14 protein-coding genes are annotated in these 20630 nt (G+C 68.3%); 13 read left to right on the top strand and 1 reads right to left on the bottom strand.

Features of this window, described 5'->3' with window-relative positions:
- The first annotated feature begins 43 nt into the window (after positions 1–43).
- From ACWF0M_RS36105 to ACWF0M_RS36045, 13 genes are all read left to right on the top strand, one after another.
- Complete coding sequence (locus ACWF0M_RS36105) at positions 44–1252, top strand: MFS transporter (RefSeq protein ID WP_452240258.1); 1209 nt, start codon at positions 44–46, stop codon at positions 1250–1252.
- A gap of 122 nt (positions 1253–1374) precedes the next feature.
- Complete coding sequence (locus ACWF0M_RS36100; protein WP_452240257.1) at positions 1375–3072, top strand: ATP-binding cassette domain-containing protein; 1698 nt, start codon at positions 1375–1377, stop codon at positions 3070–3072.
- A gap of 445 nt (positions 3073–3517) precedes the next feature.
- Complete coding sequence (locus ACWF0M_RS36095; protein ID WP_452240256.1) at positions 3518–5083, top strand: ABC transporter ATP-binding protein; 1566 nt, start codon at positions 3518–3520, stop codon at positions 5081–5083.
- On the top strand, positions 5080–6834 hold the full coding sequence (locus tag ACWF0M_RS36090; RefSeq protein ID WP_452240255.1) for an ABC transporter ATP-binding protein: 1755 nt from the start codon (positions 5080–5082) through the stop codon (positions 6832–6834). The genes ACWF0M_RS36095 and ACWF0M_RS36090 overlap by 4 nt, the downstream gene beginning before the upstream one ends.
- A 253-nt stretch (positions 6835–7087) precedes the next feature.
- Entirely contained in the window at positions 7088–8698 is a 1611-nt protein-coding gene (locus tag ACWF0M_RS36085) for a peptide ABC transporter substrate-binding protein (protein WP_452240254.1), read from the top strand.
- The gene (locus ACWF0M_RS36080; RefSeq protein WP_452240253.1) at positions 8695–9621 is read left to right on the top strand and encodes an ABC transporter permease; all 927 of its coding nucleotides are present in this window, start codon (positions 8695–8697) and stop codon (positions 9619–9621) included. Before ACWF0M_RS36085 ends, ACWF0M_RS36080 begins: the two co-directional genes overlap by 4 nt.
- 8 nt (positions 9622–9629) lie before the next feature.
- Entirely contained in the window at positions 9630–10529 is a 900-nt protein-coding gene (locus ACWF0M_RS36075; protein ID WP_452240252.1) for an ABC transporter permease, read from the top strand.
- A gap of 115 nt (positions 10530–10644) precedes the next feature.
- Positions 10645–11646, top strand: a complete 1002-nt coding sequence (locus ACWF0M_RS36070; RefSeq protein WP_452240251.1) for an ABC transporter ATP-binding protein — start codon at positions 10645–10647, stop codon at positions 11644–11646.
- The gene (locus tag ACWF0M_RS36065; protein ID WP_452240250.1) at positions 11646–12641 is read left to right on the top strand and encodes an ABC transporter ATP-binding protein; all 996 of its coding nucleotides are present in this window, start codon (positions 11646–11648) and stop codon (positions 12639–12641) included. Before ACWF0M_RS36070 ends, ACWF0M_RS36065 begins: the two co-directional genes overlap by 1 nt.
- A gap of 36 nt (positions 12642–12677) precedes the next feature.
- Entirely contained in the window at positions 12678–14498 is a 1821-nt protein-coding gene (locus tag ACWF0M_RS36060; RefSeq protein ID WP_452240249.1) for a hypothetical protein, read from the top strand.
- 55 nt (positions 14499–14553) lie between these two features.
- On the top strand, positions 14554–15300 hold the full coding sequence (gene dapB, locus ACWF0M_RS36055; RefSeq protein WP_452240248.1) for a 4-hydroxy-tetrahydrodipicolinate reductase: 747 nt from the start codon (positions 14554–14556) through the stop codon (positions 15298–15300).
- 1 nt (position 15301) lies between these two features.
- Positions 15302–15745 (top strand): hypothetical protein, encoded by a 444-nt coding sequence (locus ACWF0M_RS36050; RefSeq protein ID WP_452240247.1) that lies wholly within the window; start codon positions 15302–15304, stop codon positions 15743–15745.
- Between the two features lie 133 nt (positions 15746–15878).
- On the top strand, positions 15879–18374 hold the full coding sequence (locus ACWF0M_RS36045) for an ATP-binding protein (RefSeq protein ID WP_452240246.1): 2496 nt from the start codon (positions 15879–15881) through the stop codon (positions 18372–18374).
- A 368-nt stretch (positions 18375–18742) separates the two neighbouring features.
- On the opposite strand, the gene ACWF0M_RS36040 is transcribed toward ACWF0M_RS36045, so the two are convergent.
- Entirely contained in the window at positions 18743–20440 is a 1698-nt protein-coding gene (locus ACWF0M_RS36040) for an alpha/beta hydrolase (protein ID WP_452240245.1), read from the bottom strand.
- Positions 20441–20630 lie beyond the last annotated feature (190 nt).

Genomic DNA, 20630 nt, shown 5'->3' with positions numbered 1-20630 from the left:
CATGTGTTGGACTCATTGATCGCGGCGGCCGGAAACTACCGGAGTGACCAACCAAGATGTCCTCACGAAGCCGCGGGCCTCGACGAATCGCTCGTGGCTGGGGGTCGCCGCGATCACCGCCAGCCTGTTCGTCTTCCTGACCACCGAACTGATGCCCGTCGGCCTCCTCACCCCGTTGAGTACCAGCCTCGGCGTTCCGGTCGGGGTCGCCGGCCTGATGGTGACGCTGTACGGCGTCTCGGCCGGCCTCGGCGTACCGTTCATCGTCGCCTGGAGCCGGCGGGTCAATCGCCGCGTTCTGCTGTCCGTCCTGCTGTCGGTCCTGACCGTGGGAAACCTGGTGACCGCGATCGCCCCGAACTTCGGTCTGATCCTGGCCACCCGGCTGTGCATGGGATTCGCCAGCGGGGTGTTCTGGGCGATCGGCGTCAGCATGGCGATGCGCCTGGTGGCCGAGCGCGACGCGAGCAAGGCGGCCGCGGTCGTCATGTCCGGCATCTCGGTCGCGGCGGTCGTCGGCATCCCGCTCGGGATCTTCCTCGAGAGCCGGACCGACTGGCGCACCACCTTCCTGATCTGGTCGGGGCTGAGCCTGCTTGTCCTGGTCGCGGTCGTGTTTGCGATTCCCTGGTTGCCGTCCGACAACGCGGTGCCGGTGCGGGCGGTCTTCGCGCTCCCGGTCGGCAACGCGCGGCTCCGGCTGGTGATGCTGATGGTGATGCTGTTCGTGCTCGGGCACTTCGGCGCCTACACCTTCGTCCGGCCTTTCCTGGAAGGTGAGTCATCTGCTTCACCCGCGTTCATCACCGCCGTGCTGATGGCGTACGGCGCGGCTGGGGCGGCCGGAAACTTCATCGGCGGACGCGTGGTGTCCTGGAACAGCCGCGCCGGTTTCATGGCCGGCTGCGCCGGTGCCGCCGCAGCCCTGCTGCTGTTGCTGGCCGTCGATCATGGGCCCGTCGGTCAGGTCGTCGCACTGGTGCTGTGGGGTACGTCGTTCGGCGTCGTCCAGCTGTGCCAGGTGAACCTCACGCAGGCCGCTGCCCCCGAGACCTTCGAGGCAGCCATGTCGCTCAACACGATGGCGTACAACACCTCGATCGCCCTCGGCGCCCTCTTCGGCGGCCTGTTCGCCGATCACGCGGGCGTGAACAGCGTCATGTACTTCGGCATCACACTCATCACCGCGTCGCTACTGACCACACTCCTGACCCCTGGTGACGCTAGCTTGAAGCGAAGACGTCATACGTGATCTGCCCCTGGATCCCTGAACGCACGGGCTGGGCCTGCTTGCTGGGATGACACGCAATTTGCGGCCGACGCGAACCGCGCTGGAACACCGGCGCGGCTCCGGCCTGCCTTGCGAGGATCATCGTGCTCGACGCGTTCCGTACTGCCCGTGACTCCCTGACCGACGCCCTCCGGATCACCCCGGGCCGGCTCGCGACGTACTCGGTTCTCCAACTCCTGCTGGCGATCCTGCCTGGCGCGCAGGTGGTGCTGATCCGCGCTCTGATCGACAGCGGTGACGTATGGCGTCCGCTCGTCGGGCTGACCGTGGTGGTCGGGTCGATGTATCCGCTGACCCAGGTGTCGAACGGCGTCGGCCAGCGGATGATGCTTCGCCTCCGGCTCGAGTTGCGGATCGAACTTGCCCGCGCTGCCGCCCGGCTGAGCCCGAGCAGGCTGGCCGAGCCCGCGACGGTCCGCGACCTGGAGGCGAGTCAGACCGCGACGCACCCGATGAGCGACGTGGCCGGCAAGCCGGTGCAGTTGCTCAGCGCGGCGGCGACCTCGGTCGTACTGTGCCTCGCGATCGCGTCGATCAACCTGGTGTCCGGGCTGCTGGTGCTCGCAGCGTTGGTGCCGACAGTTCTCGCGTTCACGTTGATCTCGCGGATGGAGGCGAAGGACTGGCCGCGGGTGGGGGAGCACGAGCGCAGGGCGGCGTACGCGACCGAGCAACTGATCCAGCAGCGCCCGGGGACCGAGCTGGCGGTGCTGGGATCGGGATGGAAGGTGGCCGACCTGGTCGCGCGCAGCCGGGCGTCGGCGACCTGGGTCCTCGATCGGATGATCCGTACGGCGCTGTTGTACGAGCTGGGTGCGGCGCTGGCTACTGTGCTGCTGTTCGGTGGTGCGCTGGTCGCTCTGGTGCTCGGTGGTGCGACCGGGGGAGCGGCGGCTGCGGCGGTGGCCGGCACGATCACTGGGCTGAACGCGATTCGCCAGTGTGGGTACGCGTTCGGCAGCATCGTCACCGCGGCTCCACAGGCCGCGATCTACCGGCGATTCGTGCGGAGCGTGTCCAACGGCGCGCGTTGCGCGGTGGTCCGGCAGGTCGATTCCGTTGCCTTGGACAACGTCACGTTCGGCTACCCGGGCGCGGCCGAGCCGACTCTTCGCGACGTGACCATCGAGGCCCGCCGGGGCGAGATGGTTGCGTTGGTCGGTGTGAACGGGGCCGGGAAGTCGACGGCGATCAACCTGCTTGTCGGTTCGTTGCGACCCGGCAGTGGGCGGGTGCTGATCGACGGCGCGGACTCCGACGCGCTGGCCGAGGACGAGCGGCTCGCGCACTTCGGCCTGCTGGTACAGGAGTTCGGGCGCTTCGAGTTCACCCTCCGCGACGCCGTCGCCCTCGGAGCGCCGGAGGTTGTCACGGATCAAGACATCCGCAACGCGCTGGCCGACACGTTCGCCGCCGACCTCCCGCTCGACACGCAGCTAGGGCAGCAATGGGGAGGCACCGGCATCTCCGGCGGTCAGTGGCAACGCCTGGCACTGGCCCGCATCCGCCTACGCGACGCCGGCGTCTGGATCCTCGACGAGCCCACCTCCGCCATCGACGCCGAAGCAGAACACGAGATCTTCACCGACCTACGCCGTACCAGCGCCACCCGCATCACGATCGTCGTCTCCCACCGAGCCTGGACCCTCCGCGAAATGGACCGCATCTACGTCATAGACAACGGCACAGTAGTCCAGCAAGGAACGTACGACGACCTGATGACCGACCCCACCACCCGCTTCCCCCGCCTCTTTACCACCCAAACCGCGCATACCCGGTGAACGCCCTGAAGCCGAGCCGCCGATAAGAAGGCCTGATTGCGGCCCGCCACGCAGGCAGAACCCGGCCGAAACGCCGTACCCACGCCGAAAAAGGCACCTTCTGCCTGCGTGGCGGTCCCCGCCGCCCGGCTGGCGGCGCATGTCACCGCTGGCAGGTTGTGCAACCCGCTAGTGGTGACATAACCGGGTAGCCGGGGCTCTGCTTGGGCGGTAGGTGGACTGAGAGGCGTTGTTAACTGGGGCGGTGGGTGGACTCTGGCGGTTTGCATCCGTTGCCTGGGGCGCGGGTAGAGGGCTGTCGGTTCTCGTCGTGGGGATGGTGGTGTTGGCGGCTGCGGCGCCGGTGGGGGCGGTGGTGGCGCTGGGGCAGGTTGTTGCGGGGGTTGCTCGGGGGGATCGGGCTCACTCGATGGGGTGGGCTGTGGTGGCTGGTGGGTGTTTGTTGTTGCAGTGGCTTGCGGGGGCTCTGCAGCGGGCGGCGGCTTCTGCGTTGGGGGAGCGGGTTGATGCGCTGCTGCAGCACGAGTTGATGAGGGCTGTGGCTGCGCCGAGCGGCGTCCGGCACTTGGAGGATCCTGCGACTGCAGCACTGGTAGAGGTCGGGCGGGACACCTTGCGGGCGGATTGGGCGCGCCCGGGTCGGTTCGCGAGCACGATCGGCGGTTTGGCCACCGGGCGGATCATTCTGGTGGCCTCAGGCATCATTCTCGCCGGATTCCATTGGTGGCTCGGCGCGGGTTTGCTCGTGGCCGGTGTGTGGGCGGCGTACGAGGACCGCGTCGCGTCCCGTACCGAGGCCGGGCACCACTACGGCGCAACCGAGTCGGCACGCCGGATGCGGTACTTCAACGACCTTGGAACCACCCCGCCGGCCGCCAAGGAGATCCGCCTGTTCGGATTGCCGGAGTTCGTCGTCGGCCGCCACGGGGAGACATGGGCGGCGACGATGCAGCGGGTCCTGGCCCCGGCAGGCCGTCGCCCGCTCGTTGCGACTGCGTTCCTGGGCGTTGTCGTCCTCGGCGGCATCCTGCTAGTAGTGCGCGAGGCGATGGCCGGTCGCCTCGCAGCCGGTCCGACGGCGACGTACGTCCAGGCGTTCCTGGTCGCGTTGGGCGGCATCCAGCAATCGTCCTGGTCCGGCCTGCAGACGGAGCTCGCCCTCGCAACCCTCGATCGGTACGACGATGCGATGCGCGCGATCGCACCGACAGCCGCGCCCGCCAGTGGATCGCGGCCAGCAACCGGGATGCCACGACGGGAGATCGCCTTCAGCAACGTGTCTTTCGGCTATCCACGCACGAGCCGTCGCGTACTGAAGGAGCTCGACCTGGTGATTCCGGCCGGGCAATCGCTCGCGGTCGTCGGCGCGAACGGTGCCGGGAAGACCAGCCTCGTCAAGCTGCTGTGCGGTCTCTACGAACCGACCGAGGGCTCGATCCTGATCGACGGCGTCGAGCTGCAGGACCTCGATACCGACGACTGGCGGCGCAGGCTCGCGGTGGTCTTCCAGCAGCCGGTGCGGCTGCCGATGTCGGCGTACAGCAATGTCCGGTTCGGCCGCCGTGATGCAGACGTTGAGGTCGCAGTCGAGCGGGCCGGAGCGAAGAGCATTGTCGAGGCGTTGCCGAAGGGCTGGGAGACCGTGCTTTCGGCCGAGTTCGACGGCGGTGTCGAGCTGTCCGGCGGCGAGTGGCAACGGCTGGGCCTCGCGAGAGCGCTGTACGCCGTCCAGCAGGGTGCGTCCGTACTGGTACTGGACGAGCCCGCCGCGCACCTGGACGCCCGATCCGAAGCGGAACTGTACCGGCGTTTCCTGGACCTGACCGCCGGACTGACCACGATCCTCATCTCGCACCGCTTCTCCACGGTGCGCCAGGCCTCGTCCATCGTCGTACTCGACGAAGGCAGGGTGATCGAGCAAGGATCGCACGACGAGTTGCTCGAGCGAGACGGTACGTACGCCCATCTGTTCCGTCTGCAGGCGGCTCGCTTCGAGGGAGTCCCGGAATGAAGTCGTGGCTCGCCACCGCGCGTCTGCTGATCGGACTCGGTTGGGAGATCGGCCCGGGCCTGTTCACGCTCTACACCGTCGTCACGATGTCGAGTTTCGTCAGCCCGCTGCTCGTCGCGCTCGGCGTACGGCCCCTGGTCGACGGCGTGGTCGCCGGCGAACCGCGCCAGATCGTTGCCGGAGGCATCGCGGTCGCCGTTGCACTGTTCTTCGTGCTCGTGGCCCCGATCGGCTATCGCTGGGCAACGATCCGGATGCGTGAGCGCTCCAGTTTCGTCGCCGAGCGCAGGGTACTGAGGCTGGCCGCGGGCGCGCCGCAGATCCACCACTTCGAGCGGCCCGAGTTCCTGGACCGCCTGCAGACGCTGCGCCGTGAGGCACCTGACCTCGCGGACAGCGTCACGATGCCGTTCATCGGCCTGTTCGTTGTGGCCCAACTGGCGATCAGCACTGTCCTGCTGGCAGACCTGAACCCGGTACTGGTAGTGCTCCCGCTGGTTGCGATTCCTTCGCTGTGGCTGAGCCGCCGGGCCGAACGGATCCGCCGACGATCGGAGTTGGAGGCGGCTCCGGAACGACGGCTCGCACAACAACTCTTCATGCTGTCGGTCGCCCCGTCGTCGGCGCAGGAGCTGCACGTCGCGTCCATGGGCGTCGAGCTACTGAATCATCACCGCGAAGCAGCGGACAAGGCCAACACCATCGCTCACCAGGCGCTCTTCCGATCGGTCCTGATCGGGTCGGTCGGCTGGGCGGTGTTCCCGCTCGCGTACGTTGCCGCGATGGTGCTGATCCTTCACGACGCGAGTGTCACCCCAGGTGACGTGGCCTTGGCGCTCGCCCTGGCTGGCGCCGTGGTGAGCGCGGCGAACCGCGTTCTCGACCTCGCCGGCACCGTACTGCGTGTGCGTACGACGGCCGAGCACTACTTCTGGCTTGCGCACCAGGCCGAAACGGAACCAGGCACCGCGCCCGCGCCGGATCGCCTGGTCCATGGAATCGAACTGAAACAGGTCACCTTCGGGTACGGCGCTGACGATCGCCTCGCCCTCCCCGGCACCGACCTGTTCCTGCCAGCCGGCCACACGGTCGCCATCGTCGGCGAGAACGGCGCGGGCAAGTCGACCCTGGTCAAGCTCCTCACCGGCATGTACCGGCCCGCTTCGGGTGCGGTGCTCGTCGACGGAGTCGATCTCGCCACGATGGACCTCGACGACTACCGGCAGAAGGTGAGCGCCGGTTTCCAGGACTTCGTCAGGTACCAGCTGACGGTCGGCGACGCCGTCGCGGTCGGTGGACTGTCCGAGCCGCCGGACCAGGTGCGGACCGCCCTCACCGAGGCCGACGCGAGCTTCGTGGACTCGTTGCCGCAAGGCATCGACACCCAACTCGGTACGTCGTGGGTCGACGGCGTCGAACTGTCCGGCGGGCAATGGCAGAAGCTGGCGATCGCCCGCACGCTCGTTCGTCGGGCGCCGCTGGTGATGATTATGGACGAGCCGAGTGCGTCGCTGGATCCGCAGACCGAGGCGGCCGTTTTCGGGCGGCTGGCCGCTGAGGCGCGGGCCGGACGGGCCGACGGGCGGATCACGTTGCTCATCTCACATCGCTTCTCGACAGTGCGCTCGGCGGACCTGATCGTGGTACTGGAGGACGGCCGGGTGACCGAGCGCGGGACCCACGACGAGCTGATGGCAACGGACGGTACGTATGCCGAGCTTTACCGTCTGCAAGCGGCCGGCTACCGATAAGTGCGCAACTGTGCGCAGAAGCGAATTTGACCAGATCTGACCTGTCATCTGATGACTCTGGCGTACTGATCTGATTAAGTGGGGGCTCGCTCCGTACGTGAGGGCTGGTCATCTGAGGTCTTGGCAAAGTAACGCTCACGTTACGCGCCGCCGCTTTGTGCCTGACAACGTTGACATGCGCAGTTATGACCAGCCACGATGACGCTTGATCCGCCCGCCTAGCGGCCCTCCCGCCGAGGAAGTTGGTTTGACCGTGCGACGTCTGACTGGGGTAGTGGGGGTGGCACTCGGATTAACTCTGGTGCTCGCCTCGTGTGGCGACGGCAAGAGCAGCGGCTCCGGTGGTGGCACCGGCAGCAAGAGCGAGGTCATCGCGATCGCCGCCGACCCGCTGGAGTACATCAACCCGCTGAACGAGAACGGCAGTCCGGGGATCTCGGTCGCGATGGCGATGTTCGCCCCGCTGGTGACCACGGACCCGGAGACCGGCAAGCTGCAGAACGTGATGGCCGACTCGGTCACGCCGGACAAGGCCAGCCAGACCTGGACGATCAAGCTGAAGGCCGGCAACACGTTCCAGAACGGTCAGCCGCTGACCGCGAAGGACTACGTGGACAGCTGGAACATGACCGCGATGGGCTCGAACGCCTGGAAGAACAACGGTTTCTTCTCCAAGGTCGACGGGTACGACGCCCTGAACCCGCCGACCCCGGACGGCGCCACGCCGAAGCCGACCGCGGTGAAGGCGCTGAGCGGTCTGAAGCAGATCGACGACCTGACGTTCTCGGTCAAGCTGAAGGTGCCGTTCTCGCAGTTCGGCCTGACGCTGCAGTACCTCGGCCTCGCGCCGCTGCCGGAAGAGGTGCGGAAGAACCCGGACGCGTACAAGCGCAAGCCGATCGGCAACGGCCCCTTCAAGCTCGCCGCCGACTGGAACGCCGGTGACGACATCAAGCTGGCCAAGTGGGACGGCTACAAGGGCCCGCAGGTACCGCAGGCCGACGCGATCACGTACCGGTTCATTCCGAACGCGGACACGGCGTACAACGAGTTCCTGGCCGGCAACGTTGACTTCGTGGACGTGCCGTCGACCAAGGTGAAGAGCTTCAAGACCGACGCTCCGGACCAGTGGGTGACCAGCATCAGCTCCGGCGCCAACTACCTGGTGATCCCGGCCTGGGACGCGCGGTTCAAGAACCCGAAGCTGCGGCACGCGTTCTCGATGGCGATCGACCGGAAGGCGTTCGCGGACCTGGTCGGGCTGTCCGAGCCGGCCAAGGGTCTGGTCGCGCCGGACATGGCCGGGTACCGCGACAACGCCTGCAAGTACTGCGATTTCGACGCCGCCAAGGCCAAGCAGCTGCTGCAGGAGGCCGGCGGTTTCTCCGGCCCGTTGAACATCAACTACAACACCTCGTCGGCGACCGGTCAGATCTTCGCCGAGGCGATCGGCAACATGCTCCGGCAGAACCTCGGCCTGACCGTCAAGTACACCGGCAAGCAGAGCTCGGAGATCGGTGAGCTCGCCGACAGCCGCAAGCTGGACGGGTTGCGCTTCAGCGGCTGGGGTCACGACTACCCGTCGATCGAGGACTACCTGACGCCGATGTTCAAGTCCAACGGTGACGCGAACTTCGCCGGTTACGCCAACCCGGCGCTGGACGCCGTACTGGCCAAGGGCGACGCCGAGCCGGACCCGGACAAGGCGATCAAGCTGTACCAGCAGGCCGAGGACATCGCGCTCGAGGACATGCCGCTGATTCCGCTGTACACGAAGTCGAACGCGTACCTGCACTCGGCGAAGATCACGCCGCGCGTCTCGAAGTTCACCGGAGTATCGGCCCTCTGGGCAACGTTCAAGTGATCCGCTACATCCTGCGCCGTGCAGTGGCGGCGGTGCCGATCGGTGTGCTGGTGACGCTGGGGGTCTTCGCGCTCGTGTTCGCGATGCCCGGGGACCCCCTGCGGGAGCTGGCCGGCGACAAGCCGATCCCGGCCGCGGTGCTGGCCGCCAAGCGTGCGCAGTACCACCTGGACGACCCGTTCATCGTCCAGTACCTGCTGAGCATGAAGGACATCCTGACCGGCCATTTCGGTACGACGTTCGCGGGCGCGGACATCGCCGACCAGTTGCGGCTGCGGATCCCGGTGACGCTGAAGCTGACGCTGCTGGCGAACGCCGTCCAGTGGACGCTCGGGCTGTTCTTCGGTATCTACGCCGGCTTCAAGCGCAACGGCTGGGTCGACCGGTCGTTGCTGCTGGCAACACTTGTGCTGCTCGCGGTGCCCGGACTGGTGGCGTACTTCGCCGCGCAGTACCTGTTCGGGGTCGAGCTGAAGTGGTTCCCGGTGTCCGGTGTGCTCGAAGGGTTCCCGGTCTCGTACCTGCTGCCCGCGCTGGTGATCGGCATCCTCGGGTTCGCGGGCCTCGCCCGGCTGCTGCGGACGTCGATCGTGGAGACGGTGAACGCCGACTTCGTGAAGACCGCGCGGGCCAAGGGGCTTGGCGAGCAGCGGGTGCTGTGGCGGCACATCCTGCCGAACGCGCTGCTGCCGGTGGTGACGTTCATCGGCCTCGACCTGGCCGGCATGTTCGGCGGCGCGATCATCACCGAGAGCATTTTCAACCTGCCCGGGCTCGGCCAGTTCATGTTCCAGGCGATCAAGCTGAAGGAGGGCGGGGTCGTGGTGCTGCTGTCCACCCTCGCGTTCATCTCGTTCATCCTGATCAACCTGCTGATCGACCTCCTGTACGGCGTCCTGGATCCGAGGGTGCGCAATGTTTGAGGTAAGCCATGTCTGAACAGATCACCGCGGCGGTCGGTGCCGAGGCGCAGGAAATCGGCGACGGCCGCACGCTGTCCAACCGCGAGCTGCTCCGGGCGCTGTTGCGCAAGCCGCAGTTCATCGTGTGCAGCCTGCTGCTGCTGGCGTTCTTCACGATGGCTGCGGTGCCGAAACTGTTCACGTCCGCCGATCCGCGGTTCTGCGAGCTGGCCAAGAGCCGGCAGGGCCGCAGTTCGGGGCATCCGTTCGGGTTCGACATCCAGGGCTGCGACTACTTCGCGAACGTCGTGTACGGCGCGCGGCCGTCGGTGCTGGTCAGTATCTGCGCGAGTTTCGGCGTGTTCGTGCTGGCCGGCTCGCTCGGCCTGCTGGCCGGGTACTTCCCGGGTTTCGTGGACGGCCTGATCTCGCGGACGGCCGACGTACTGTTCTCGATCCCGGGCCTCGTGGTGCTGATCGTGATCCTGAACTCGGTCGCGAACCGGAGCATCTGGATCATCGTCGGCGTCATCCTGCTGATCGGCTGGCCGGGCGGGATGCGGCTGATGCGGGCCACGGTCTTCTCGGTCCGCAACCGCGAGTACGTGCTGGCGGCCCGGTCGATCGGCGTGCCGCCGGTGCGGATCCTGCGCAAACACGTGTTCCCGAACGCGATGGCGCCGCTGCTCGCGATGACCACGCTCGGCATCGGCGGCATGGTCGGGCTCGAGGCCGCGCTGACGTTCCTCGGGGTCGGGCTGCAACCGCCGTCGATCTCGTGGGGTTCGCAGTTCGGCGTCGCGGCGTCGTACCGGGACACCCCGCACCTGTTCATCTGGCCGGCGCTCTTCATCTCCACGATGACGATCTCGTTCATGATCATCGGCGACTCCATCCGCGACGCCCTCGACCCGAAACTTATGCGATGACTGTGCACATTCCTCGCCTCCGGCTCGGTGGGTCATCGGGCTGTGACTCCCGGTCTTCCCTCGTCGTTCCGGTCGCTTCGCTCCCTCCACTCCTCAGTCCAGACCGGGAGGCCCGATGACTGCCACTGGCGAAGTACTGCTGAAGGTCGACAATCTGTCGGTCGAGTTCGATACGCCGCATGGGCCGGTGCGGGCCGTGGACGGGGTGTCCTGGCAGGTGCGGGCGGGGGAGATGTTGGCGATCCTGGGCGAGTCGGGGTCCGGGAAGAGCGTGTCGACGCAGGCGCTGACCGGGATCCTGGAGATGCCGCCGGGCCGGATCGTGTCCGGTACGGCGGAGTACCGCGGCGTGGACCTGATCGCGATGACCACCAAGGAACGACGCCGGATCGTCGGCGACCGGATCACGATGGTGTTCCAGGACTCGCTGTCGGCGCTGAACCCGGTGCAGTCGGTCGGGACCCAGATCGCGGAGTGCTTCCGGGTGCACCGCGGGATGTCGAAGCGGGACGCTCTCAGGAAAGCAGCGGAGATGCTCGACCAGGTGCGGATACCGGCCGCCGCGCAGCGGGTGCGGGACTATCCGCACGAGTTCTCCGGCGGGATGCGGCAGCGCGTGATGCTGGCGATGGCGCTCGCGCTCGATCCCGACGTACTGATCGCCGACGAGCCGACCACGGCGCTGGATGTCACCGTGCAGGCGCAGATCCTGGAGTTGATCGCCGAGCTGCAGGCCGAGCGGGACATGGGCGTGGTGCTGATCACGCACGACCTCGGCGTGGTCTCGGATGTCGCGGACAACGTCGTGGTGATGTACGCCGGCCACGTGGTCGAGCGGGCCGCGACGGCAGAGGCCCTCGAATACCCCGTACACCCTTACACCGAAGGGCTGCTGGGCTCGATGCCCTCGGCGGACCTGAAGGGCCGCGAGCTGCCGACGATCCCCGGTACGCCGCCGTCGCTGCGGGCGATCCCGTCCGGCTGCGCGTTCCGGACCCGGTGCCCGATCGCGGTCGACGACTGCGCGACCGAGGTGCCGCCGCTGCTGACGGTCGGCCCCGGACGTGAGGCCGCGTGCATCCGGCGTACGTCGCTCGCGCAGAAGGAGGCCGTGTAATGGCCGAAGAGTTGCTGGTGGCAACGAACGTCGTGAAGCACTACGACATCAGCCCGGCGCTGAACTTCGGCGCCAAGACCGTCGTCCGCGCGGTCGACGGCGTCGACGTGACGCTGCGCAAGGGCGAGTCGCTCGGCATCGTCGGCGAGTCCGGCTGCGGGAAGTCGACGCTGGTCCGGCTGCTCGCTGCGCTGGAGAAGCCGACGGCGGGCCAGATCGAGTACGGCGGTGTGGACGTCAGCAAGCTCCGGGGCCGCGAGTTGCGGCGCTGGCGGCGCAACGTCCAGGTGGTGTTCCAGGACCCGTACTCCAGTCTGAATCCGCGGATGCGGGTCGGTGAGATCGTCGGCGAGCCGTTCCAGGTGCACCCGGACGTCGGTAAAGGTCTGGACATCCGGAAACGGGTCCGTGAGCTGCTCGAACTGGTCGGGCTGCGGCCCGAGGACGAGACGAAGTTCCCGCACCAGTTCTCCGGCGGTCAGCGGCAGCGGATCGGCATCGCGCGGGCGATCGCGCTGAATCCCGACGTACTGCTGTGCGACGAGCCGGTCTCGGCGCTCGACCTGTCGGTGCAGGCGCAGGTGGTGAACCTGTTGATGCGGCTGCAGCGCGAGCTCGGTCTGAGCATCATCTTCGTCGCGCACGACCTGTCGGTCGTCCGGCACGTCTCCGACCGGGTCGCGGTCATGTACCTCGGCAAGGTCGCCGAGCTGGGCGAGCACCAGCAGGTGTACGACGTACCCGCGCATCCGTACACACAGGCGCTGCTGTCCGCGGAGCCCGGTCTGGCGCGGCAGGGCCGGCAGCGGATCGTGCTGGCCGGTGACCCGCCGTCACCGGTCCTGCCGCCGTCCGGATGCCGGTTCCACACCCGGTGCCTACGGGCGGAGGCCAGGTGCAGTACCGACGTACCGGAGCTGCGGGAGATCAAGTCCGGCCAGACTGTCTCGTGCCACTTCGCGGAGGAGGCGCAAACCGCCTACTCGACCGCTTGAGCGATACCTGTGGAGTGATGGCCTAGGGTTGCGGCCGTGAGTACGGTTTCCTCGGCAGGCAGGCGGTTCGTCCTGCTCGCCGGGGTCATCGTGGTGGCCGGCGGGTTGGCGGCGTGGTGGATTCTGACCGCGGGCCGGGCCGCCAACGAAGGTTTCGACATCACCGACGAGGGCTATTACCTGCTCTCGTACCGGTGGTGGGACAGCAACCCTTTGGCGTTGACCGGCGTGCAGTACCTGTACGGACCGGTGTTCGAGTGGTTCGGCTACGACATCGTGAAGCTCCGGTTCTTCCGGCTCTTCACCGTGGTCGTCGTACACCTCCTGTTCGGGTACAGCTTCATGCGGTGGCTGCGCGGGCGACGCCCCGGCCTGCCGCCGACCCGGCTCTGGGAGGCTGCGGGTACGGCGGTCGTTCTCGCCGCGGGCGGGATGTGTTACAGCTGGCTGCCGCAGTCGCCCGGCTACAACGATGTCGTGCTGCTCGGTGCGCTGACCTTGGTGTCCTGTGTGCTGTGGATGGCGACCGCGGTCGATCGCGGTACGCCGGTCCCGTACTGGATCTTCCTCGTGGCCGGACTGGTGATCGGCGCGATGGTCCTGGCCAAATGGACGTCGGTCGTGGTGATCGGGCTGATCGTGATCACCGCGGTGGTCGTCCTGGCCGGTCAGGGCCGGCGAGCCGTTGCCCGCGGCATCCTCTTCGCGCTCGGCGGTCTGGCCCTCGCGGCACTCGCCGTGCAGCTCTTCGTGGTGCGGCTGAACGTGGCGGTGCCGGGGATCCTCGACGTCAACAAGTTCATCGCCGGTACGTCGTACTCGCCGGTCGAGCTGCTGCAGCTCTATTGGTCGAGCAGCATCAAGCTGATCGGTCAGACACTGAGCGCACACGGTCTCCTGCTCCTCGCGACGGCCGCAACCGTGATCGCCCCCTGGCGCCGGCTCCGGATCGCCGCGGCGATCTTCGCCCTGCTGGCACTGATCCTGTCGGTACGACGGGTTGTCGTCGACGGCGGCGCGGTCGGCGGCTCTCAACACATCCCGATGTACGCCGAAACGCTACTGGCCGCCGTACTGGTCGCCGTCGTGGCCGCTGTCGGCTCCGTGATCGGGGCCCGCGTCGGCGTCACGCCCGGCTCCCGGTTGAGCCGCGAGAACGCGCGGACCTGGGTGATTCTCGCGCTGCTCGTACTTCTGCCGCTCGTCCAGGCGTTCGGCACGAACACGCCGCTCTTCACGATCGGCTTCAACGCGTTCGCGGCCTGGGCCGCCGTGATGATCGCCGTACTCACCGGCATCTGGGCGGTCCCGATCGTGGCGCGGCTGACGCTTGGACTCGTGCTGGTCGGGTCCCTGGTCGCGACCTCGACGATCGCGTACACCGGCCTGTTCCGGTACCCGTACCGCTCCGTCGGCCACTCGCAACTGACCGCAGCCGCGTCGCTCCCTGCGCTGCGCGGCATCTACTTGTCGCCGGCCGCCCAGCGGAACTTCAGCCGCCTGGCCGCCGATCTCCGCCCGTACACCGAGCCGCCCGGGCGGCCGATGCTCGCCTACGACAAGATGGCCGGCCTGGTGCTGATGCTCGGCGGCCGCCCGCTCGGCGAGGCCTGGATCGCGCCGAAGGAGCGCGCGCGGACGGCGGCCGGTGTCGAGGAGGTCTGCCGGAAGGAGCACCCGTCCAGGCCGCCGCTCGTGATCCTGAACCGGGAGATCTCGGACCTGGAGATCAAAGCCCTGCGCAGCTGCGGGCTGGACTTCCGCGCCGATTACGAGCAACTGGCGCCCGCGCGGGAGACGATCGGCCTGGGCGTCTGGATCCCGAAGGCCGAGCGGCCGGTCCCACCGGCCGGATGAGATCCTGAACCTCGCTGTGCGTACAGGTCGGACGGGTCGGACAGGAAGGTGTCGCATGATCAAGGTCGGTGTCCTGGGGGCCAAGGGCAGGATGGGCGCTCAGACGTGCCTCGCGGTCGAGGAGGCTGCCGACTGTGAGCTGGTCGCGCAGCTCGACCAGGGCGACGCGCTCGACGCGCTGACCGCGGCCGGTGCCGAGGTCGTCGTCGACTTCACCCGGCCCGAGGTCGTGATGGACAACCTGGCCTGGTGCATCGAGCACGGCATCCACGCGGTCGTCGGCACCACCGGCTTCGACGACGAGCGTCTCGCCACCCTGCGCGCGCTCTTGGAGAAGTCCCCGGAGACCGGCGTACTGATCGCCCCGAACTTCTCGATCGGCGCGGTGCTGATGATGCAGTTCGCCGCGAAGGCCGCCCCGTACTACGAGTCCGTCGAGATCGTCGAGCTGCACCACCCGGACAAGGTGGACGCTCCGTCCGGCACGGCCCGGCGTACGGCGGAACTCATCGCGGACGCCCGCCGCGAGGCAGGCTCCGGGCCGATCCCGGACGCCACCACGACGGCACTCGACGGCGCCCGCGGCGCGGACGTCGACGGGATCCGGGTGCACGGCGTCCGCCTGCGCGGCCTGATCGCGCACCAGGAGGTGCTGTTCGGCGACGAGGGCGAGACGCTGACGATCCGGCACGACTCGATGGCCCGGGTCTCGTTCATGGCCGGCGTCCTGCTCGGCGTACGGCGGATCGGCGGCGCGCCCGGTCTGACCGTCGGACTCGAGCACTTCATGGATCTGTCCTGAGATGAAGGCCAAGCAGACCGCGATCGTCCTCGCGGTCGTGTTCGTCGCGTACGCCGTACTGATCGGCTGGCGCGGCGTGCTGCTGATCAAGGTCGGTACGCCGGTGCCGATCGTGCTCGGGCTCGCGGTCCTGGTGATTCCGCTGATCGGCGCGTACCTGGTCTGGCGTGAGATCCAGTTCGGCCGCCGGACCGAGGTGCTGGCGCGTGAGCTGGAGGCCGCCGGTGGTCTGCCGGTCGACGACCTGCCGCGCCGACCGTCCGGACGGGTGGACCGGGTCGCCGCAGACGAGGCCTTCGGGCGGTACAAGGCGGAGGCGGAAGCAGCCCCCGACGACTGGCGGGTGTGGTTCCGGCTGTCGACGGCGTACGACGCCGCGGGGGACCGGAAACGGGCCCGGGAAGCGATGCGAACCGCCATCGAGTACCACGATCACTCCGCCTGAGATCCCTGGAAGTTACCTGGGAGTTCGCTGTGAACCGGTCGAGATGACTGACAACCGGGTGTGGAACGGGATATTTTCGTGAAGGTACGTGGCAGCCGCCACGTCAAGGTCGGAGACTGGGTGGGGCCGTCCTGTGCCATCAGACGGATCTCGCCGCGGCACGGGCGACGGACAAGGGGCTGGGTTCGGCGGACTACTGCGCCGGCACCGACGGGAGGCGGGGCTGTCGCAGGAAGCGCTGGCCGAACGCGCCGGTCTCAGCGTCGACGCGATCGCGGCGTTGGAGCGGGGACGACGGCGGGCGCCGCGGGCGCAGACGCTGCGCCTGCTCGCGGACGCGCTGCGGCTCGCTGAGCCGGACCGGTCGCTGCTGGCTGCGGCGGCGCGCAAGGAGGCCACCACCCCGCGGCTGCCGATGCGGCAACCGCCGGCGCCGATCAACGAGCTGATCGGCCGGACGACCGAGCTGACCGCGACGACGCGCCTGCTGGGGCAGCACCTGACGCGTTTGCTGACCTTGACCGGACCAGGTGGTGTCGGCAAGACCCGCCTCACCCTGGCACTCGCGGGCGACGTGGTGGACAGCTTCCCGGACGGCGTCTGCTGGGTGCCGCTCGCAGCGGTGACCGACGCCGCTGCCGTCGCCCCGGCCGTCGCCGCGTCGGTCGGCATGCATCTGCTGGAAGGCACGCGGCTGGTCGAGGAGATCGCCGAGCAGATCGGCCGGAGCAGGACGCTGCTCGTGCTCGACAACTGCTCGCACGTGGTCGCGACGGTCGGGCAGGTCTGCTCGACCTTGCTCGAGTACTGCCCGAACCTGTCGATCCTCGCGTCGAGCCGGGAGTTGCTGCGGCTGCCGGGCGAGAGCGTGTACGTCGTACCCGCGCTGGCCCTGCCGCACGACGAGGACCGGTTGGCGTCGTCGGAGGCGGTGCGGCTGTTCGTCGAACGCGCGATCGCTCGCGGCTACGACCCGACCGGCGAGCTCGACCAGGTCGCACGCGTCGTACGCCGTCTGGAGGGTATGCCGCTCGCGATCGAGCTGGCCGCCGCGCGGACGAACGTGATGACGATCGCGGAGCTGGCGAGCGAGCTCGAGACGTCGTTCAGCATCCTGGCCGGTGGCCCGCGCACCGCGTCCCCTCGCCAGCAGTCCATGTACGGCGCGATCGAGTGGAGCCACGCACTGCTCAGCGAGGCCGAGCGTGAGGTGTTCGCCCGGCTGTCGGTGTTCGCCGGCGGCTGGACGCTGGGCGCGGCCGCAGCGGTCATGCCCGGTGGCGCCTCACGGGTCGACGCCCTCGACCTGATCGGGCGGCTGGCCGACAAGTCGCTGATCCGGGTGACCAGGCGCGGCGGCATCGCGCGGTACTACATGCTCGGCGTGATTCGGGAGTTCGCGGCCGATCGGCTGAGGGCCGCGGGACAGACGGACGAGGCAGCCGAGGCGCACGCGCGGTACTACGTCGGCCTGGCCGAGGAATCGGAGAGCCACCTGCGCGGGCCGGGGCAGGGGGAGTGGCTCGACAAGTTGGACGGTGACCTCGCGAACCTACGAGCCGCAATGGCCTGGGCGCTGCGGACCAGCTCGGTCGACGAGGCGCTGCGGTTGGCCGGCGGGCTGTGGCTGTTCTGCTACCTGCGCGGGCACTACGCCGAGGGCAGCCAGTGGCTGGAGCGTGCCCTGCAACTCGGCGACTCGGTGCCACCCGATCGGATCGCGGAGCTCGCGGGGGTGTGTGCGAAGGCGAACCTGGGCGCCGGGACGCTGTCGTTCCTCCAGTGCGAGTACGACACTGCGACCGAACGGCTGCGGACCGCACTGCGGCAGTACAAGGAGCTGGGCGACGCGTCCGGTACGGCGTTGGTGCTGCAGCGCCTCGGTGGTGTCGCACGCGAGCGCGGGGACTACGAAGCAGCGGAGGACCTGCACTGCGAGAGCTACGACCTGTATGAGAGCCTCGGAGACCGAGCCGGGATGGCCTGGGCACATAACCACCTCGGCTTCGTAGCCTGGCTCCGTGGCGATCTCGAGATCGGCGCGCGCCGGTGCCGCCGGGCCCGCGACAGCTTCCGGGTCGTCGGTGACGGCGAAGGACTCGCCTGGTCGCTGATCAGCCTCGGCGCGATCGCGCAGTACGGCGGTGAGCTCGTCGAGGCCGAGGACCTGTTGCAGGAGAGCCTCGCGCTGTCGCAACGGCTCGGGTACCGCGAGGGTGTCGCCTGGTCGCTGAACCAGCTCGGCATCGTCGAACGCCGACGTGGCCTGACCGACCGCGCCGTACACCTGCTCGACGAGAGCCTGGCCGAGCATCGCGATCTGGGGGACCGGTGGCGGTCGGCCAGTGTGCTCGAGGAGCTGGCCGCCGTCGCACAGCAACGCGAGCGCAGCGAGTACGCCGCTTTCCTGCTCGGTGCCGCCGACGGAGTACGAGAAGTCATCCGGGCGCCGGTGCCGGAGATCGAGAAGGCCGGCTACGAAGCCACCCGAGCCGCGGTCGAAGCGTCGCTCGAGCGACGGGCGTTCCGGGCGGCCTGGTCGGCCGGACGTGCCGCGCCACTGGCCGCAGTCGCTGACGGCTATCCGCCGGGAGCCACGGCGCCGACGCGGACGCGCGACTCGTTCTGAGTGGGCGTGCCTCGCGGAGCACCACGACCTGGGGGATCGACGATGCCCCGCGAGGGATCTGAGGGCGCGGATCCAGATCTGTGGCCCGGCCGACTGTGTCCTCTGTCTGACCCCCCAGGCAGTCCCCCCACCTCACAGCCGGCCGAAGCCACCTCCGCGACGGTCGCCGTCGTCGAGCCCTCCCAGTCGACGCCGGCTCTTCCGCGCTGACTCAAGGTTGCCGTGATCACGCTGTGTCGCACAGGGACGGAACCCTGACATCGCCCTGACAAATTTGTCCTGACAACGAAATCCTCGGCCGGATTTCGCCGACGGTGACCGCGAACTTCCGGTCCGTACGTGAATTCGCCGTGGCTTTCAAACGCTCGTTACGGCAGATATCCGGAAACAGCTTTTGTGAATCCGGCGATCTTCCGTAAAGGAGTACCGGAGCCGTCGTCGAAACCGGGTTCCTCGGTCTCCGGTGCGGGGATGCCCTGGCCGGCGCAGCTGACGTCCTTGGCCGGCGCGACCCCGGTGGTGAGGAACGTGTTGACGATCCGGTCGGCGCAGCGGTTCACGCCGCCGTACACGCCGTGGTCGCCTTCGCCGGTGACGGTCAGCAGCCGCGAACCGGCGTACCGGCTGTGGGCCGACGTGGCGAGGCTGTAGTTGGTCGCCGGGTCATGCACGGACTGCACCATCAGCGTTGTAGGCAAGCCTTTGCCGGTCGGCGTGGGCATCGTCAGGTTCGGACGGTTCCAGTAGAAGCAGGGGTTCTCGGTCATCGTCCAGCCGACCAGCGGGAAGTGCGGGCCGAGGCGTGCGGCGAGCTGTTCGCCGTACTCGCGGCCTTGCGGCCAGGCCGTGTCGTTGCAGGTGATCGCGGTGAACGTCGCGCCCTCGGCGTCGTCCTCGCCGAGCGTCCGGAGTCCGACAGGCGCGCGGCCGGCACGTTCGACGAGCTGCTGCTGGCGGGCCTTCGGAAGTGCGTCGACCCGGCGCTGCGCGGCCCGCGGACCGCCTTTGGCCTGGGCCGCGGAAAGGTCATGGATAAAGAGCAGGTCGGCCGCGAGGGAATGGAAATCGAGCTTCGAGTACATATCCCCGGTCACCATCAGGTCGAGGGTGTTCTCGTCGTACGTGACGTTGACCGCGCCGTCCAGGAACTCCTCGGTCGCGGGCTGCTCCTTGAGGGCGCGTCGTAACCGTTCGTACAGGCGGATGACCGCACCCGGTGACGATCCGAGGTGCAGCTGGTCGTCGTACCTGGCCGCCCAGGGCGCGAAGTCCTCGCGGAACCGGCGCTCGAACGCCTGCGGCTGGCTGACGAACGTGTCCATCCAGGTCTTGGTGAAGTCCGTGTTCGAGTCCAGCACGAAGCGGCCGACGTGCTCGGGGAAGTAGGTCTGGTAGTACGCCCCGAGCCAGGTGCCGCCGGAGTACCCGACGTAGTCCATCTTGTCGAAACCGAGCAGCCGCCGGATCAGGTCCATGTCCTGCACCGTCTGCCCGGTGGTGATGTAGGGGAGCAGGCCGCGGGACTGCTGGTCGCAGTACGTCTGCGTCATCTGCGAGGCCTCGGCGATCAGGTCGCGGGTCCCGGGATCGCGGTCGCGCGCGTCCATCGTGTAGCCGGGGGCGCCGTCGCAGCTCACCTTCGAGCTGCCACCGGTGCCGCGCGGGTCGAAACCGACGGCGAGGTGATCCTTGGCGAGCGCTGCCTGGCTCGCGAGGTACGGCGCCATTCCGAGGCCGGCGCCACCGGGTCCGCCCGGGTTGCCGAACACGACGCGGCTCGGCTTGCCCTTGGCTGGTGCGACCTTGCTGACCGCGATCTGCAGATCGTTCCCGGCGTACTGGTTGGCCCAGTCGCGCGGGACGGTGATCTTCGCGCAGTACGTGCGAAGCTCGGCGTCACCGCACGCGAACCAATGCGGTCTCTGCTCGAGGTATTTGGTCGCCACCTGATGCGGCTTGTCGACGATAGTCGCCGATTGCATGGACGCCGTAGCGCCCGAGCCTGGTACGACGAGAACAGCGGATACGGACAGCCCAAGGCCGATGGCCAGGGGAAGCAACTTCATGCAGACTCCAGCGGACGCCACGCGTAATCGGTCCGTGACAATCTGTCATGCCCGCGGAGTAGGGTCGAGCACCACCCCCGGTCAGGGCGTGTCTTGTGATCCAGCGCCTACTGCGGGGCACTCGGCACGGCACCTCGCCGCACGGGTGCAAAGGCCACGATGCTCCGCATCGAGACCTTCGCCCCCGCAC

The sequence above is a fragment of the Kribbella sp. NPDC055110 genome (assembly GCF_053607525.1).
Note: the sequence above shows the minus strand (reverse complement) of the source record. Positions and strands in the feature narration are given on the sequence as shown.

What these genes read in the sequence shown, in the direction of transcription:
- ACWF0M_RS36070 (WP_452240251.1), top strand. Translation starts at nt 10,645, where the DNA reads ATGACTGCCACTGGCGAAGTACTGCTGAAGGTCGACAATCTGTCGGTC.
- ACWF0M_RS36065 (WP_452240250.1), top strand. Translation starts at nt 11,646, where the DNA reads ATGGCCGAAGAGTTGCTGGTGGCAACGAACGTCGTGAAGCACTACGAC.
- ACWF0M_RS36090 (WP_452240255.1), top strand. Translation starts at nt 5,080, where the DNA reads ATGAAGTCGTGGCTCGCCACCGCGCGTCTGCTGATCGGACTCGGTTGG.
- ACWF0M_RS36050 (WP_452240247.1), top strand. Translation starts at nt 15,302, where the DNA reads ATGAAGGCCAAGCAGACCGCGATCGTCCTCGCGGTCGTGTTCGTCGCG.
- dapB (WP_452240248.1), top strand. Translation starts at nt 14,554, where the DNA reads ATGATCAAGGTCGGTGTCCTGGGGGCCAAGGGCAGGATGGGCGCTCAG.
- ACWF0M_RS36040 (WP_452240245.1), bottom strand. Translation starts at nt 20,440, where the DNA reads ATGAAGTTGCTTCCCCTGGCCATCGGCCTTGGGCTGTCCGTATCCGCT.
- ACWF0M_RS36075 (WP_452240252.1), top strand. Translation starts at nt 9,630, where the DNA reads ATGTCTGAACAGATCACCGCGGCGGTCGGTGCCGAGGCGCAGGAAATC.